Consider the following 14,405-nt stretch of genomic DNA (forward strand, 5'->3'; position numbering starts at 1 on the left):
ATTATATTTTTATATAATTGAAAACAAGTAAAAAGACTCCCACTTACTTAAGCCTATAAATAGTAGCCTTTCCCTTACCTACCATTTCAATTAATCCCAAATCAATCAAGTGATTAAAATCTTGGTTACGAGTTGGCTTCGCCCTCTGCGTCAGAGTCGAATAAATCTTATCGGTAATAAAATCATTCTTCTCAATATAATCAAGAATCTGCTTATGATGCTCCTTCAAAATTGTTTTCGGAGTAATACTTTTTTTCGCAAGTATCTTAGAAACACGCAGTAGTTCATCAATAATTCCATCCGTGAAGTATTCAAGCCAAGAAGTAAAATCAATCTGATCACAAATATCGTAGTAATTCCCCTTCACTCCAACCTTCTCAAAGTACTTTGAAACATTCTGATTATAATAATTTTCAAAACTAAAAAGATTGAATATATTGAGCCCCATAGCACGAAGTAAAATCTTAGTAGTAAGACGTACGGTACGACCATTACCATCTACAAAAGGATGAACAACAACAAATTGCTTATGAAAAATACCAGCAAGAATTAAAGGATCGGTGTACCCTTTATTCTTATCAAGAAAAACAAATAAGTCTTTCATTAAAGCATTAACATCCTGATGATCAGGTGGCCAATATATCGTTTTTCTTATCAGAGGATCATTTACAAAAACTGGTTCTTTTCGAATTTTCCCACATCGAGAATCAGACATTAAATCTTTTACAACAAACTTATGAATATCTAAAATTAAGCTAAGGTCAAACTGAACATCCTTTTTTTTCGCAAAACTATCGAGCCAAGTTAAAGCTTTGTTATAATTCAAAACCTCACGCTCACTATCACGAATATGCTTCGGATTAGATTTTAAAAGAGTCTTCACATCCGTTAAAGGTAAAGGATTCCCCTCAATACTTGTTGAGGCATGTGCTGAAATTTCATGAGCTCGTTGAATCAAGTCCATCAAAACAACTTTTGAGAAATTCCTATTATTCAAATCATATATAAGAGTTGCAATACTCTTGATATTAGCAAGAATCTTCGCTGAAATTTGATACTTTGGATTAAACATAATTTAGAATAAATACAGTCATATTATAGACGATTAATAGACGATTGCACAAGTGCAAACAGTTCGGATATCATCTACCATGCCGAGCCACATATTTTTTTGGCTTGTTTAAAGCGTTTAATCAAAGCTAAGAAGAGGAAGCCATCTCCATTCTTTAATATAATCAATTTTATCATACAAATTAACTAGCTTTTGTTTAAAAAAACCAAGATCATTCATCTTACCATTTTCATCAACTTTAATTCGCAAACTATAAGTTTTAGAAGATTCTCCATAACCAACATATTTCTTACCAACAATATACACGCCACCGTCATCAGCTGGAACAAGCTTAACGCCTCCTTCATCCCACATTCCACCATACTCTTCAGCAGATTTCACATTTTGATAATTGTATGTATGGCATAGGAATTATTATTTTTATAATGAAAAATCATTCCACTCCAAATTTACACTATTACATTTAAAATAAAAACAATGAAATGAAAGGGAGCCTGTAAAGATATTTTTTACCACCAAATACGCAACCTGGCTAGTTTAATGGGTGCGTGCAAGGAGGCTTGTACAAGCCATTATTTTGCTATTTACTTTTAATAAAAAATGAAGATAATTTGCGTATAATTCTTGAATAAAAAAATATGAATACAAATGCTTGCGAATGCGGTTACAACTGCTCACACTGCCCTGAGTGCAAAATGCCTGAATGCGAATGTGAGTGTTTTGGTGGACTAATTGATGACGATGAAGATTTCAACGATGCGCAAATTGATATCGACATGGATATGGATGAAGATGATATGGATGACGAGCAATAAAGAATTGCTTTATTTCTGGAGGATTTTTGATATGATAACCAGAGGTAAAATATAAATAAAAAAACTATGGAAGCTTTTCTATCTTCATTGATCGGACCAATTTACTTGGTGTTCGGATTTTCTATTTTGTTTCATCACAAATCGTGGATGAAACTTATTAAAGATTTTAAAAGTTATCATTTCGGACTATTTACGCTAAGTTTTGTAATGGTAACATTTGGACTGTTGCTTGTTCGCACATATAACGTATGGGAATGGAATCCTTTTGTGATTATAACTCTTACAGGTTGGGGAATGCTCCTAAAAGGATTATTCTTCTTTTTTGCTCCGGGTAAATGGATTCAATCAGTTCTAAAACTTGCACAGGCTAAATACGTACGCTTTGGCGGACTTATCCATTTAGCGTTAGGTGTAACTCTATGCTACTACGGTTACTTCGCATAAGAAGAAACTTACTTTACAAAGATTTAACCATATAAGTTCCTTCCAAGGAATATCCAAGTTTTTTGTAATACTCTCGTGTACCAATCGCTGCTATAACTGCTATTTTTTGGAAATTATTTTCTTTGGCGATCTCTTCAGCGCGCTGCATAAGCCGACGACCATAACCTAAATGTTGAGTGTTAGAATCTGCAGACCCCGTATTGGATAAACTTTTTTGCTGCCCATAAACATGAAGTTCACGCACAATTGCCGAGCTTTTTAATTCCGGGAAAACTTTTGCTAATTCCGGATCAAGACCGTTTGTAAGGAGGCGGAGCCGCAAAAGTCCAATCAGCTTATCTTCTTTTGTATCTTCAAAACTTAAAAAATATTCCTTGCCCTCATTTGCATCATAATTACGTTCTACTAATCCTATATTCTCAAATTTAAATTTATCATCTTTAATTTCACGACAACGAACACAGCGGCATGAAATGCCGCGATTTTGCATGATCTGCCTTACATTAAGTAGTTTTGAGCCACTAAGTACTAACTCAGATGGGAAATCTCTAAGAAGACGAATAATTCTACAATATTCCGGAACTTCTTTTTTAATTTCAGTAAGTATTTTTATCAATTCTTCATCAGAATATGGAGAATATATAGATGAATCTTTTTTATACATGCCTTCAAGTTCAGTGTAAGGAAGCACCATGCATGGATAAATTTTGATATAATCAGGATTCAAAATTCCTTTTGAAAAAAGATCACGCACAGTTTGTAAATCAGATTCAACAGTAGATGCCGGAAGATTTGGCATAATATGATGGCAGATTTTAAGACCTACGTCACGACAAAGCTTGGTTGCTCGCACGGACTCTTCGAGTCCGTGCCCACGCTTATTAAACTCATTCACTTTGTCATCAGTTGTTTGAATTCCAAGTTCTATCCCGGTTACACCAAACCTACGGAGTTTCGTCAACTCATCTATTGTTATCCAATCAGGTCGTGTTTCAACGAAGAGCCCGACACAACGTGAAACTGCCGTTTCATTTTGTTTTATCAATTCTTCCAAAGTGATATTTTTTAGCCTTTCTTCAACTTCAGCGAAATCCAACATATCTCCCCTCCCTTCATTTAATGCAAAATAAATTCCTTTTACAAAATCCTCCTGATAATCATGTGGGTAAGATGACCAAGTGCCACCAGCGGTGCGCACATCTATCTTGGTAACATCATGCCCTTGCGAATAAAGCCCATTGAGCCTCGCCTTCACCTGCAAATACGAATTAAAATCATTGCGCACCGCCCTCATCATAGCCGGCTGCGTCGAAAAATAACTCTTTGGCATACCTGGCTGCGTCGGACAAAATATACACTCCCCTGGGCACCCATAATCTTTCATAAGCACCGTAATATTTGCGATACCGGAAAGTGTACGCACTTTTCTTTTTATAATAACAGAAAGTACGATCTCAGATGGCTCTATACGAGAATCTTCGATCATATCACGATAGGCTTGGACCAATTCAATGTTTCTTGGGACTTGACCTTGAAATTTCTTAGTCACCTGATTGCGAATTTTTTCAAATACACGCTCACTCAACATTGCCTCATCCATCTCTTCAACAAAGCCATAAAGCGCCTTGATTACCGCTTCACACAGCGAAGTATTACCTGTACGTACTTTATAGACACTCGATTCTTCCTTCTCAAAAAGATGAGCATGCTTATCATTCATAAATTCATTAATTAAGTCGGGTATGGAAAATATCAAAAATACCTTCAGAAAGCCATGCGAAATGTGTTATAATACTATGAATACATTTAAACAAATAAAAAAATGCATAGACGAACACCCGTCGCCTTCGCACTTGTAAACATAGTTGTTATACAAACAATGGGAACAATATTATTCCATCACCTTGAAAACTGGCATTATATTGACTCGTTCTACTACACAGGAATGATCATCACAACTATCGGGACTTCAGAGCCGGTACCTGAAAATAGCATTACAAAAATTCTAGCCGTAATATTTGCGTTTTATGCGATCACACTGTTTTTATATTGTTTAGGTGTTATGAGACCAAGGTTAGATGAATTTCTGACAAATCTTTTCGATAAAATTATCTTTTGGAAAAAAATAGTATAATATAGAGGTATGGAAAAAGCCTCTACGAATAAATCAAATTACAATAAAAAACGTACAACTGCACTTACTTCAGTTATAGCCGCTTCTTTTTTGGCAATATTAAAAATGGGATTCGGTATCACGACAGGGTCCCTCGTTATACTTGCTTCAAGTATTGATTCAATATTAGACATAGTTGCCTCAACATTTAATTATATCTCAATAAAAGAAAGTGCAAAACCACCGGATGAAGAACATAGATACGGCCATGGTAAAGTAGAGAGCCTAGCCGCTCTATTCCAATCCATAGTTATCTTCGGCTCAGCGCTGTTTATAATCTATAAAGGCATATTAAGCATCACAAATGGTTCTCATATAGATCATCTAAGCGATGGTATAGTTGTAATGGTATTTTCAACGATCGTAAGTATCGCACTAACTTACAGACTCAGAAAAGTAGGACGAGAACTTAATTCAGAGGTTCTGAAGACAGATGCACTACATTATGCAACAGACATATATCAAAATATCGGAGTACTCATCACTATCACACTTATATATTTAACCGGAATCCAAATATTTGACCCAATCGTCGCATTTATAATTGGAGCATATATTATCAAGCAAGTATGGGATATTTTTATAAGTGCCATAAACTGCCTCATGGATCATGAACTGCCACATGAAACCAAAGCAAAATTAAAAAAAATCATACTTTCACATCCAAAAACTACGGATTTTCACAATCTCCGCACACGCAAAGCCGGCTCTACAATATTCATGGATTTTCACCTGGAACTCCCGCATGACATAAAATTAATCGAAGCTAACAGCATAGCACATGAAGTTGAACACATGATTCAAGAAGAATTCCCACACGCCGAAGTCCTAATCCACCCGGACCCATATGACGATTCAAAACAGGATGAAAAAAGAAGAAATAAGATTTATGGTAGATAAAGGATTATTCAACTCTATACGCTTCTTCCAATGGAACTTTTAAATGCATTCTACCTTGCTGTGCAAACGACCTAGCTAAATCATGAGTAGCGAGCACTAAATCTCGATCTCCGGAAACTAAGGGGACTTGATTTTGAGATTGCCATTCTCGAAGAACCTCAGGTTTTTTGACGGTTAACCATACAAGGGCAGAAAAGAATTTACTTAATTGAGCACACAATTGCCATAATTCTTGGTCTTTGCGATGTAAATTCAACCCCTCCATCGCTTCAAAACTTATCTCAAATGGCTCAACTAATTCATGTGGAACATACATATTACTACTATCCCTCCATAAACTGGTTGTATCAATTTCAGGATTAGTACCAAGCAAATATTCACCATAATCATGTGGGGTTTTATGATGGAAATTCATCATTCCATTCGGAATAGCATTACGCGATAATGTTTGTAAATAATTCTCAACAACAGGCATATATTGACCGTCAACCCTTTCCACAAGATCAACTGGGAAATGCAAACCTTGATTCTTCGGATGCAATAAAGTAGCAAGCACAAACATTATCTCTTCCAAAGTACCGGCGCCACCAGGATGAACCCTCAAACGATGGCAAACTCTAAGAAATGTCTCCATCCTTTTTTCTATATCAGGCAAAGTCAAAAGATGCGTAATAAATTTATTTGGAGCTTCAGCCGCAAGAATAGCAAGTTCAGTTATACCAATCATTGGGACATCATGATTACCTTGTCCTTCATAAATAGAAGCGGCTCCTTCAAATGGAGCTTCCATCATACCTGATCCGGAACCGGTAACCATTCTACCTCCAAGTTGTGCATCAATCGCACCGATCTGCCGTGCAAAATCATATTCGGTCTGGGGTACTTTGTGGCCACCGAATACTGTTGTAACCATATGTGCATTTGAGAATCCAAGTATACCGGACCTCCTAGCCCCTCTGTGTAATGAACGTTCACGTCCCCTACTATTAATGAAATCACCGGATGTTATTGGCGCAGCTATATCATTCATTAACATACTCAAAAGACGCGTAGTTCTACTTGTTCCATTGTGTGCAAATACCCATTCCGGAACATGATGTAATACAAGTTCAGGACCATGACCATTTAGTTCAAATTCAACAGACATCCCATCCAACCTCTCCTGTAAACGATCTATATCATCATCTACTTCATCACATGTCGCAATAACAGCCGCAACCAAATTTCTAACGCGAGTTGCATCTTTTGACATCAAATCACTAACATTTGCACGTAAAGCACTAGAACGAGAAATGCGATCGTCACCATCAAGTCTCAATATACTAGGGTCTAAAGATATTTTTTTCGAAATAATTTCTGACATATTATTAATGAAAACTTAATTCAAGAATAAAACATACAGAAATTTACGTTTATGTAAATACTTAGATTTTAATTTTAATTTTTGCACTTTTTGAAAAAACAACGTATGATTGGTAACAATCTAGCTTCTAAACCTAAAAATTATGTTTGAACTCTCACTGATACTCGGCGTATTGATGTTAACAATATCGCTGGCAGTTTTACTTGATACAAAAAGAATGCAAAAACTTCTTAAAGAATTACTTGATAGTCCAAGTGATTTCTTTGTATTAGGACTACTTAACATAGTATTCGGACTTATTATGTTAGTGCAAAATCATGTTCTTAGTTTAAGCTTTCAAGGACTATTCGCACTACTTGGTTGGCTTATCACTTTACGTGGACTACTTATGACATGGTTCACAGACGAGCTTACTGCTTTCGGGAAAAAGAAAGTAAAACAAAATGGATTTGTAATGTTCGCAGGATTTGTACACTTGATACTTGGTGGTGGACTTCTCTACTTCGTATGGACTATGGTTTAGTTACCGGTTGAGAAATTCGGCAACAATTCAATGAAAACTTTTGAGAGCACCTCGCTCGACCGCAATAAGTGGTCGAGATAGAGGTGCTCTTCTTCTGTATGATCTAATTTACTATCTCCAGGTCCGTAAGTTAAAATTGGCACCTCTGAGAAGTAAGCGCCGAGGACATTCATGTCCGAGGTACCGGTCTTATAACTAAATCGAGGCTGAATATCATATTCACGCATAGAACGTAAAAATGCCTTAACTAAAATAGTGTTTTTTGGCGAAACAACAGTTGGATCAAATACTTTCGTATAAAGAGTGATTTTTAGTTTTTCCTCAACAAATTGAGGCTCAACTGCATGAGTAATAGCAAGAGCCTTCACCTCATCAATAGCATTTTGCAAAACTTCTTCGTATTCCTTCACATCAAAATCCGGCCCACCTCTAAGTGCAAGCTTCATAACACCAATATCAGAGTCTTCATCCTGAACATTATCATTCTGAGTTTCAATAGAGCGAATATGCAATTGGAAAGAATCAAAAACCCCTTTATCTTTATTGAACTCATTCACACGATCATTCAATTTATTGTAAATATAAATCAACATCTCAGCAGCCCCCATATTCCCATGGGCGGTATGTGTACGAGGTGCATCAACCTTAACTTCACAAACCCACCTACCCTTATAACCAATAGTCATCTTCCGATAATCACTCGGCTCACCAATTACAATTGCACGTAATTTATCTTTTTCTAAAAATCCATTCGTACTAACATGGTGCGCCCCTTTTGAAGTAGTAATTTCTTCTTCGACCGCACCAATAATTATAATTTTATACTGTTCTTCAATAAAAACTTTTGAATTATATTCTTCAAGTTCCGCCTTCGCCTTAAGAGCAGACAATATGAAATTTGAAAAAGGCCCCTTCGCATCTACGGATCCCCTTCCCCAAAAAATACCATCATCATCAACAAATTTCACAGGCAACTCACCATTTACAGTATCAATATGCCCAAGACAAACAATGTGATTCGGTGCATTCTCCGGTCCAATTTCACCAATTGCATTATAAACTTCATCAGAAAAAGATCTATCAAAACCAAACTCAAGCATTTTTTCAACCAACCATTTACTAACTTCCATCTCACTACCTGATGGAGAATAATGATTTACAAATTCAAGAAAAAACTCTTTTAAATCCCCTATATTTTCTACAATATTTGTCATTCAAAAAAAATTAAGCATTCAAAACTTTTCGCACTTTACTAAGTGCCTCATCAATCTCTTCTTTGCTAACATTAAATGGTGGGAGAAATCTCATAGTCAGTGACCCACATGCAAGCACAAGCAAACCTTCTTCCTCCTGAAGCTGACGCAAGTATCCAACAACTCGCTCTTTTAATTCGATAGCAAGAATAAGTCCACGCCCTCGAACTTCACGAATTTTATCACACTCTAAAGCTAATTTCTCAAGTTCACCTTTGAAATACGCACCCATCTCCGTGACATTATTCAGAATTTCCTCCTCTTCAAAAATATTCAGGACTTCAAGACCGATGCGCGATGCAAGTGGCCCTGCCCCATATGTTGATCCATGAAATTTATCCGGAATCTTTTCAGCAAATTCTTTTTTAACAATTGTCGCACTAATAGGGAATCCGGTACCAAGAGCTTTTGCAAGACAAACCATATCTGGAACAACCCCAAAATGTTCAAAGCAAAAGAATTCGCCGGTTCTTCCACATCCTGTCTGAACTTCATCAAATATCAAGATTGCACCATATTCATCACATAACTCACGCACTTTTACAAAATATTCAACCGAGGCTTCAATCACACCGGATTCACCTTGAATAGGCTCGAGAATAACTGCTGCCAAATCTTTACCTCTTTCTTTAAAAATCGCTTCCATAGATTCAACGTCACCATAAGATATCATATGAAAATCAGGAATAAGTGGCTCTGCCGGCTGCTGATATTTCTTCGTACCACATGCGGAGAGCGCCCCCATAGTTCGTCCATGAAATGCATTTTTAGTATAAACAATGCCACTTTTTCCAGTGACACCCTTCGCGAATTTAAGTGCTGCTTCAGTTGCTTCAGTACCCGAATTCAAAAGTGAAACCTGAGATTCCCCTCCTCCGGCATTCTCAAAATACATAGCTAACCTCTCACAAAGCTGTGCACGAAGCGGAGAGTAATAACTCGTATTACAAGCAATTATTTCACCACCTTGCTCAGCCATAACTTTAGCAATTCGAGCATGCGCATGCCCAAGGGCGGCAATTCCAAGTGAAGTCGTAAAATCTAGATATTTCTTTCCTTTATCATCAAACACATAAGAACCATCCCCACGTACAAGCATCAATTCGCCACGTTTCGCATAAGTCGCAAGAAAATATTTTTCTTCAATTTGTCTGTAATCCATATTCATAATTTATCTTCCAAGTGAACTTAATATATCTCTTTTGTGTTCCTCCTCTTGAATTAAAATATCTTCAAGAATTCCACGAACACCATATTCTTTTAACTCTTCTGCCATTGCAATCAAATTCTTATAAATCGAAATAGCATTTTCTTCTCCCCAAAGATCTTGTTCAAGCATTATTTTCGCATCTTCAGAAACTTCTCTTTTTTCCACATCAATACTCGGCACTCCTCCAAGATCAGAAATAGCATTCGAAACCATAACCGCATGCGCCATTTCTTCATTTGAATGTATTATAAGTTCTTTTGAAATAGCATCATACTCAGGGCCGGTAATAACAGATGCATGTTGAACATACTGCACAGCCGCTGCGTACTCCCACTCAAGAGCAACATTTAGTTCTTCAATAAATTGTTCCTTTGTAACTGACATATTAAGTTGGTTTAAAAATTAACTTTATTTTGTAAATATTGTCCCCTCACCTTCCAAAGCCTTTTTAATAGGCTCATCTACTCTCATATCTGCAAACACAACTTTCTTGACTCCATATTCTATCGCCTCGCGAGCCCCAAGCACTTTTCTCTTCATCCGACGTTTCGCCCAAGATTCAAGAGCCTCATCTATTTGATCATACCTTACTTCAGAAATAAAAGAATCTTCATTTGGAAAATCAGTATAAAGCCCACGAGTGTTTGATAGATAAAGTAAAACTTCCGCTTCATATGTTTTTGCAAGTAACGCAGCAACCGAATCATTGTCAGAATTACAAGCTTGTGGCAATTCATCGTCCGAACCAAAACTCAAAAACGGTAACGAAAGAACCGGCACATACCCTCCACTCATTACAAGATCCAAAAGCTCTTTATTGATTTCAGAAACACGACCGGACAAATCATCCCTCACCATAACAACTTTTTCGCGATCATCCTCATCTACAACTTTTGACCGAATAGCATTTTTCCGCTCCCCTCGAAAAAGTCTGCCATCAAGGCCGGAAAGCCCAACTGCATTACACCCGAGCTGTTGCAATCTCTCAACAATTCGTGAATTCATAAAACCGGGATATGACATCATAAAAATATCTATCGCATCACTATCGGTTCGCACACTTTCTATACCGGTCGGCGATGTAACATGTTTCACAGGCTTACCAAGGTCAACTGCAAGTTGATCTCGAAAATTTGAAGCCCCATGTAATAAAATCTTCGGCCCGCTATAAGCTGCAAAATCTTTTAGCACATTTTCGATCTCTCCTTGTGACGGCCCACCGACCTTAACTATAAGCATAGTTATTTGATTAAATCGCCAAAGCACTATACAAAAAGCCGTGTTGAAAATCCACCAAAAACTTGTTACCCTGTGGGAGGATCTAACTTACGCTTATGGAGTTCCCAATAATCACAAAACATAGAATCCATTTACAAGATTTTGAAAAAATAAACGCCTGTTTTGAATTTACAAAAAAACACCTCTCAGACATTAATCGTAGAAGTGGTGAATCTTATGCAGAGCACTGCTCAGAAGTCGCACAAACTCTACAAGAGGCAATTTATGATCCATCACTAATTTGCGTAGCATTATTACATGACTTACTCGTACATCCATTTGGAGAAACAATAATGAAAGAAGCACCACTTACTGAAAAAGAAAAAAATCTAGTAAGAAAAATGCACATACTTCGTAGACTGCATATAGACTCAAACACAGAGGACTTAGAACAGTTTTTCGACGCATTTACAAATGATGGGGAAATCTTAGTATTAAGAATGGCGCACAGATTGAATGATGTAAGGCAGCTTGAAAATTTCGAAAAAGACCTACAGCTACAAATCGCAACTGAAACACTTCATATGTATACAGCGATAGCCGGAAGACTCAGTATGCACACATGGAGACATGAAATGGAAGATGTATGTTTTTTCAAAGTATATCCGACAATAGCAGATGAGGTCTCAAAAAAGTTTGAAGCTTACAAGGAAATAGACGAAATATGCATGTACCAAACACAAGCACTTTTAGAAAGAAAATTAAAAGAAAAAAACATTCAATGTGAAATTGATAACAGAGTCAAAACATATTATTCAACGTATAGAAAAATGATATTTAAGAATAGGCAATTTGATAAACTTACAGACAGATTGGCGATTAGAATAATTACAGAAACACTCGAAGATTGCTATAAGGTCCTTGGAATAGTACATCAAATTTTCAACCCGATTCCTGGGAAATTAAAAGACTATATTGGCGCTCCAAAAATAAATGGGTATCAATCTATTCACACTGTCATTTACCCACTCAAGGGTGTGACAGAAGAGCCAATAGAAATACAAATCAGATCAAAAAACATGCATCGTATTTGTGAATATGGTACTGCGGCTCATGAAAACTACAAAAATTACACTTATCAGCTAAAAACGAATACGTCACAAATTGATCTATTACGAGAATTACAAAATTTAAAAGAAGGCGTCAAATCACCCAAGCAATTTGAGAATGCATTAAGAGAATATTTCCATAATGATCATATTGCAGTATTTGATGGAGAAAATAATTTATATCATATAAAAAACACCTCAACTGCAGCGGATTTCATAAAAACGGTACATAAACGTAATCATACAAGTACAAAAGAATTAAGAATAAATGGCAAAAAATCCGAAGTCACAATTGAACTCAAAGATGGAGATATAGTCGAAGCAAAATTCTAAACCGGATGTAAGCCACAGAACTCAAGACTCATGTCCTCAGGAAATCCACACATAAGATTCATACATTGTACGGCTTGACCGCTCGCCCCTTTCATCATGTTATCGATAGCTCCTATCATCACAAGGTGCTGCCCATCAGTATCAAGCTCAAATCCTATATCACAAAAATTTGTACCTGCGAGAAGTTTTGGTTCCGGATATCGGAAGATTCCCTGCTTATCTTTTACTAAACGGATAAATCTTTCATTTCCATAGGCTTCTCGATAAATTTTCCAAATATCAATTTCTTGCATTTTTTCTTTTAATTTCAAATGAGCCGTGACAAGAATTCCTCGAACAAGAGTTACTGAAGTTGCGGAAAAATTCACAGTCAAATCTTGACCAGCGACATCCGAAAGCTCTTGCTCCATCTCAGCAATGTGCCGATGCCCGGTTGGTTGATAGGACCTGAGACATTGAAATCTCTCAGCATAATGTGAACCGGGTGTAACTTTTGTTCCAGCTTGAGAAGCCCCACATTTAGCATCAACATGAAATTCAGACTCAACTACGCCTGCTTTGAAAAGTGGATACAAAGTCAAAATAGTAGTCGTAGCATTGCAACCACAAGCTGCAACATATTTGGCCTTGCGAATCGCTTCGCGATGGAGCTCGGGTATACCATACACGAATTCTTTTAGGAGGTCCGCACGAGGGTGCGGAGTGCCATACCATTTTTCATAATCAGCAGAAGTTTTTAGACGAAAATCAGCAGACAAATCAATAATTTTATCGGCTTTATCCAAAAATTCTCCGATCTTGTGCATCGAAGTGCCATGCGGCAAACAAAGAAACATCACGTCGCTGTGAGGTAAATCTGCAATAGAAGAAAATTTCAAATCAGTAACATTCCTCAGATTAGGATGCTCGCTTTTGACTGGTTTGCCGGCGAGTCTTTCAGACGTCGCCGCCACTATCTCCACCTCTGGATGAAACAACAATAAACGCAATAATTCTCCTCCAGTGTACCCACTCGCCCCAACTATCGAAACTTTTATAGCCATTTCTAAAATTTAAAAACTAAACCTTACACTCTCCATTTCCACAATGCGCATAACACGCATCCCAGTGTAATTTTTCTTCACCTCTTCCAACCGCGATAACATAGTCCGCCATCAAACCTGGAATATCAACTCCAGATGTCTCAATAGAATTTTTAAACTCCATAGTATAATTCACTTCATTGATCGAGAATGTTCCGTCCTTCATTTCAAAAACGTCTATAGCAAGCATACCTCCACCACAAGCTTTCGCCGCACGCACACATATATCATCAAGCTCAGGAGTAATTTCACATTTTGAGGCCTTACCACCACGCGCAGTATTTGTGATCCAATGCTCACTATCACGATATATAGCTGCAATAGTTTTATCTCCAATTACAAAGGCACGAATATCACGACCACCTATCTTATCTATATATTCTTGAATATAAAAAGTTGAATGATGATAACTACCAAGAACTTCTTTGTGTTCAAGAATAGCTTCTGCAGCATCACGGTCATTTATCTTTGAAATCAATCTACCCCATGAGCCGACGCAAGGCTTGAGAACTACAGGGTAACCCATTTCTTCAATAGCCTTAAGGGCTGACTCTGCAGTAAATGCGACCCTCACTTGAGGCGTCGGCACACCTGCCTTATACAAGGCTACCGAATTCTTCATCTTATCTCCACAAATATTCGCAGCTTCATAAGAGTTTACAGTCTTGATCCCATGTGCATTCAGCACATCCAAAATATAAAGAGCTCGTGAATGATTGATACATCTTTCAACGACAACATCATAATCCTTAAGTCGGGTCAAAACATCAGTCACATTAAGTATAAGTTCACGATCATCTATTCTATCAACTACTACCCCTCGCTTCTCAAACGCTTCAAGAAGATATTTTTCATCCAAACGAATTCGAGACAAGATCATTGCAACTTTTGGTTTTTGAGTCATATATAT

At 37.1% G+C, this 14,405-nt stretch carries 16 protein-coding genes; 6 read left to right on the plus strand and 10 right to left on the minus strand.

Annotated features, from left to right (window positions below; all coding sequences use genetic code 11):
• Positions 1–43 precede the first annotated feature (43 nt).
• The gene (locus tag Q8P68_01905; GenBank protein ID MDP4007922.1) at positions 44–1,072 is read right to left on the minus strand and encodes a Fic family protein; all 1,029 of its coding nucleotides are present in this window, start codon (positions 1,070–1,072) and stop codon (positions 44–46) included.
• Positions 1,073–1,189: 117 nt separating this feature from the next.
• Positions 1,190–1,453, minus strand: a complete 264-nt coding sequence (locus Q8P68_01910) for a hypothetical protein (protein MDP4007923.1) — start codon at positions 1,451–1,453, stop codon at positions 1,190–1,192.
• 257 nt (positions 1,454–1,710) lie between these two features.
• Here Q8P68_01910 and Q8P68_01915 point away from each other — a divergent pair, with 257 nt between their 5' ends.
• Complete coding sequence (locus Q8P68_01915) at positions 1,711–1,887, plus strand: hypothetical protein (GenBank protein ID MDP4007924.1); 177 nt, start codon at positions 1,711–1,713, stop codon at positions 1,885–1,887.
• A gap of 66 nt (positions 1,888–1,953) precedes the next feature.
• Positions 1,954–2,331: a DUF2065 family protein gene (locus Q8P68_01920; protein MDP4007925.1), complete on the plus strand. Its 378-nt coding sequence runs from the start codon at positions 1,954–1,956 to the stop codon at positions 2,329–2,331.
• A 13-nt stretch (positions 2,332–2,344) separates the two neighbouring features.
• On the opposite strand, the gene Q8P68_01925 is transcribed toward Q8P68_01920, so the two are convergent.
• Positions 2,345–4,051 (minus strand): tRNA uridine(34) 5-carboxymethylaminomethyl modification radical SAM/GNAT enzyme Elp3, encoded by a 1,707-nt coding sequence (locus Q8P68_01925; GenBank protein MDP4007926.1) that lies wholly within the window; start codon positions 4,049–4,051, stop codon positions 2,345–2,347.
• A 102-nt stretch (positions 4,052–4,153) separates the two neighbouring features.
• Here Q8P68_01925 and Q8P68_01930 point away from each other — a divergent pair, with 102 nt between their 5' ends.
• Positions 4,154–4,465, plus strand: a complete 312-nt coding sequence (locus Q8P68_01930) for a potassium channel family protein (protein MDP4007927.1) — start codon at positions 4,154–4,156, stop codon at positions 4,463–4,465.
• A 9-nt stretch (positions 4,466–4,474) separates the two neighbouring features.
• A complete protein-coding gene (locus tag Q8P68_01935; protein ID MDP4007928.1) occupies positions 4,475–5,404 on the plus strand; it encodes a cation diffusion facilitator family transporter in 930 nt (309 codons plus the stop codon).
• A 4-nt stretch (positions 5,405–5,408) separates the two neighbouring features.
• On the opposite strand, the gene Q8P68_01940 is transcribed toward Q8P68_01935, so the two are convergent.
• Positions 5,409–6,767: a DUF3412 domain-containing protein gene (locus Q8P68_01940; GenBank protein ID MDP4007929.1), complete on the minus strand. Its 1,359-nt coding sequence runs from the start codon at positions 6,765–6,767 to the stop codon at positions 5,409–5,411.
• A 142-nt stretch (positions 6,768–6,909) separates the two neighbouring features.
• Here Q8P68_01940 and Q8P68_01945 point away from each other — a divergent pair, with 142 nt between their 5' ends.
• Positions 6,910–7,290 carry a hypothetical protein gene (locus Q8P68_01945; GenBank protein MDP4007930.1) on the plus strand — a complete coding sequence of 127 codons (381 nt, stop codon included), beginning with the start codon at positions 6,910–6,912 and terminating at the stop codon, positions 7,288–7,290.
• Here Q8P68_01945 and Q8P68_01950 read toward each other — a convergent pair.
• From Q8P68_01950 to Q8P68_01965, 4 genes are read right to left on the minus strand one after another with little or no spacing between them, the layout of a single operon-like run.
• Entirely contained in the window at positions 7,287–8,504 is a 1,218-nt protein-coding gene (locus Q8P68_01950) for a M20/M25/M40 family metallo-hydrolase (GenBank protein ID MDP4007931.1), read from the minus strand. The two genes, Q8P68_01945 and Q8P68_01950, sit on opposite strands and share 4 nt — an antisense overlap.
• Positions 8,505–8,514: 10 nt before the next feature.
• On the minus strand, positions 8,515–9,705 hold the full coding sequence (locus Q8P68_01955) for an aspartate aminotransferase family protein (protein MDP4007932.1): 1,191 nt from the start codon (positions 9,703–9,705) through the stop codon (positions 8,515–8,517).
• Positions 9,706–9,714: 9 nt separating this feature from the next.
• Positions 9,715–10,137, minus strand: coding sequence for a ferritin-like domain-containing protein (locus Q8P68_01960; GenBank protein ID MDP4007933.1), 423 nt, complete (start codon positions 10,135–10,137; stop codon positions 9,715–9,717).
• 24 nt (positions 10,138–10,161) lie between these two features.
• Positions 10,162–10,992 (minus strand): [LysW]-aminoadipate kinase, encoded by an 831-nt coding sequence (locus Q8P68_01965; GenBank protein ID MDP4007934.1) that lies wholly within the window; start codon positions 10,990–10,992, stop codon positions 10,162–10,164.
• Between the two features lie 95 nt (positions 10,993–11,087).
• Between Q8P68_01965 and Q8P68_01970 the strand changes: the two genes are divergently transcribed.
• Positions 11,088–12,413 carry an HD domain-containing protein gene (locus Q8P68_01970; protein ID MDP4007935.1) on the plus strand — a complete coding sequence of 442 codons (1,326 nt, stop codon included), beginning with the start codon at positions 11,088–11,090 and terminating at the stop codon, positions 12,411–12,413.
• Here the strand turns inward: Q8P68_01970 and argC are convergent.
• Both argC and lysX read right to left on the minus strand, forming a co-directional pair.
• Entirely contained in the window at positions 12,410–13,456 is a 1,047-nt protein-coding gene (gene argC / locus Q8P68_01975) for an N-acetyl-gamma-glutamyl-phosphate reductase (protein MDP4007936.1), read from the minus strand. The two genes, Q8P68_01970 and argC, sit on opposite strands and share 4 nt — an antisense overlap.
• 16 nt (positions 13,457–13,472) lie before the next feature.
• Complete coding sequence (gene lysX, locus Q8P68_01980) at positions 13,473–14,399, minus strand: lysine biosynthesis protein LysX (GenBank protein MDP4007937.1); 927 nt, start codon at positions 14,397–14,399, stop codon at positions 13,473–13,475.
• Positions 14,400–14,405: the final 6 nt, after the last annotated feature.

The organism is Candidatus Peregrinibacteria bacterium (genome assembly GCA_030700255.1).
Classification (GTDB): domain Bacteria; phylum Patescibacteriota; class Gracilibacteria; order UBA1369; family JABINC01; genus JABINC01.